Here is a 2315-nt window from a genome sequence, read left to right as displayed (position 1 = left end):
GGGCTGGCCGCCGTCGCGGGCGCGCTCGCCGGACTGGCGGTGCTCGCCCTCGGCGGCGGGGACGCCACCGTGGACACCTGGGGCGTCCTGCTCGCCCTGCTGTCCGCGGCCGGCTACTCGACGATGACCCTGCTCACCCGCTGGTGGGGACGCGACGGCGCGGTGGACTCCTCCGGTACCACCGTGGGGGCGTTCGCCGTCACCAGCGTGGTGCTGCTGCCGTTCGCCGCGGCCGAGGGACTGGTGCCGCACACCGACGCGCCCGGTGTGCTGCTCTGCCTCCTGCTGTACGTCGCCTCCGTGCCGACGGCGCTCGCGTACGGGCTCTACTTCGCCGGTGCCGCCGTCGTGCGGTCGGCCACCGTGTCCGTGATCATGTTGCTGGAGCCGGTGAGTGCCGCGGTGCTCGCGGTGACCCTGCTCGGCGAGCGGCTGACGTTGGGCACCCTGGCCGGCACCCTGCTGATGCTGGGCTCGGTCGCGGGGCTCGCGGTGGGTGAGGCACGGGGTGCGCGGGCCCCCAGGGGGGAGGCCGCATCCGTGACCGTGTGAGGGCCCGGGGGCCCTCCCGGTGGGAGGGCCCCCGGACCGCGCGGTGCGCCGGGGCCTCGGCCGGACCACGTGCCGGGACTCGGGCGGACGGGCGGCCGGTGTCCCGGGTCAAGGTCCCGGCGAGGAAGTTCGCCGGTGTCCCGGGTCAGCCCGTGCGCCGGCGCAGGATGTGCGCGCGGGCCTCCGGGTCACGGGTGCCGTCCCGCTCCGCAAGCCCCGCCGCGATCCGGTCGCGTACCTCCTCCGAGCGCTTGCCCGCGTACTTGAACTTCGCCCGTACGCCGGTCACCTCGAGCCGCAGCCCACGGATACCCGCCAGCAGCCTGCCGTACGGTTCCTCGCCCGCCGCCCGCGCGGAGCCGCCCTCCGGCTGGAAGTGACCCGTCTGGCGGTTCAGCAGAGCGGCCTTCCGCGCCGGATCGTCCACGACGTGGGCGCGGCACCGCAGCTGGACGGCGGCGTACAGGCTCGTCGGCACCCCGTGCTCCGGCGGGCTGCCCGGCTCGGCCTGCCAGGGGCCCGGCACATAGACGTAGTCGTCGACGACGCTCAGCAGGACGTCCGGGTTCGCCTCGACGGCCGGCCAGAGCGGGTTCGGCCGGGCCAGGTGGGTGACCGCCTCGCCGCGCGCGGTGTCGTAGGCGAAGTGCAACGGCTGGACGTACGGCGGTTCGCCCGGTGGGCCGTTGACCGCGAGCTGGCCGAAGTCGTGCGTGGTCAGCCACCGCTGCCAGTCGTCGTCGCGGGGCGCGTCCCACGGGTGGATCAGCATCACAGGGCCGCGAGGTAGCCGGGCAGGGCGGTACCGGGAGCCAGGCCCGGGTCGGCGAGCGGCGTGCCGTAGCCCTTGCGCAGGGGGACGACACCGGCCCAGTGCGGCAGGCCGAGGTCCTCGGGTTCGTCGTTGACGCCGCCCGTGCGGAGCTTCGCGGAGACCTCGGACAGCTCGAGCCGGAGCACCGCGGTGGCGGCGAGCTCCTTCCTGTCGGCCGGCCGGGAGTCGGCGGCGCGGCCCGGTACGACGTGGTCGACCAGGGCGTCGAGCGCCTGCCGCTTCTCCTCGGGGTCGGTCACGTCGTGCGCGAGGCCGTGCACCACCACCGAGCGGTAGTTGACCGAGTGGTGGAAGGCCGAGCGGGCCAGCACCAGAGCGTCCACATGGGTGACGGTCAGGCAGACCGGGAGGCCGGCGTCGGCCCGGCCGGCCGCACGCAGCGGCCGCGAGGCGGTCGAGCCGTGGACGTAGAGGACCTCACCGATCCGGCCGTACAGCGTCGGCAGCACCACCGGCGCGCCGTCCCGGACGAAACCGAGGTGGCAGACGTAGCCCTCGTCGAGTATCGCGTGCACCAGGTCCTTGTCGTAGGCGGCGCGGTCGGGGGAGCGGGTGGGGACGGTGCGCTCCGTGGGCGGATAGGTGGCGGTGGCGGGCCGCTGCTGCGGTGGCGGGGTCCCCTGCATGACGCTCTCCATTGCACTAGTGCATAATAAGGTTTGTGCTAGGAGAGTATCGGATCAGTGGGCGGCGTGCGGCGGAGATTTCCGCGAGCATCGAGCGCGCGGTAGGTGAGGGGGAGTTGAAGCCGAGTGAACTCCTCCCCCCTATCAGGGGGTTGGCGGAACGACTCGACGTCAACCCGAACACCGTCGCGGCCGCGTACCGGACCCTGCGGGAGCGCGGGGTCATCGAGACGGCCGGGCGGCGGGGCAGCCGGGTGCGGCCCAAGCCGGCCACCACGGCGCGCGACTTCATGCGGGTGGAG

4 protein-coding genes are annotated in these 2315 nt (G+C 74.3%); 2 read left to right on the top strand and 2 right to left on the bottom strand.

Annotation, left to right across the window (positions count from 1 at the left end):
* On the top strand, positions 1 to 552 hold a 552-nt coding region (locus B9S61_RS05660; RefSeq protein ID WP_181007260.1), incomplete at its 5' end, for a DMT family transporter.
* A gap of 145 nt (positions 553 to 697) precedes the next feature.
* Here the strand turns inward: B9S61_RS05660 and B9S61_RS05655 are convergent.
* Complete coding sequence (locus B9S61_RS05655) at positions 698 to 1324, bottom strand: FMN-binding negative transcriptional regulator (protein ID WP_103541198.1); 627 nt, start codon at positions 1322 to 1324, stop codon at positions 698 to 700.
* A complete protein-coding gene (locus B9S61_RS05650; RefSeq protein ID WP_103541197.1) occupies positions 1324 to 2013 on the bottom strand; it encodes a pyridoxamine 5'-phosphate oxidase family protein in 690 nt (229 codons plus the stop codon). The genes B9S61_RS05655 and B9S61_RS05650 overlap by 1 nt, the downstream gene beginning before the upstream one ends.
* Before the next feature lie 35 nt (positions 2014 to 2048).
* On the opposite strand from B9S61_RS05650, the gene B9S61_RS05645 reads away from it, so the two are divergent.
* Positions 2049 to 2315 (top strand): GntR family transcriptional regulator (locus B9S61_RS05645; protein ID WP_146064724.1); only part of this gene is annotated, 267 nt, incomplete at its 3' end.

The organism is Streptomyces sp. SM1 (genome assembly GCF_002910825.1).
Lineage (GTDB): Bacteria > Actinomycetota > Actinomycetes > Streptomycetales > Streptomycetaceae > Streptomyces > Streptomyces okerensis.
Note: the sequence above shows the minus strand (reverse complement) of the source record. Positions and strands in the feature narration are given on the sequence as shown.

What these genes read in the sequence shown, in the direction of transcription:
- B9S61_RS05655 (WP_103541198.1), bottom strand. Translation starts at nt 1,324, where the DNA reads ATGCTGATCCACCCGTGGGACGCGCCCCGCGACGACGACTGGCAGCGG.
- B9S61_RS05650 (WP_103541197.1), bottom strand. Translation starts at nt 2,013, where the DNA reads ATGCAGGGGACCCCGCCACCGCAGCAGCGGCCCGCCACCGCCACCTAT.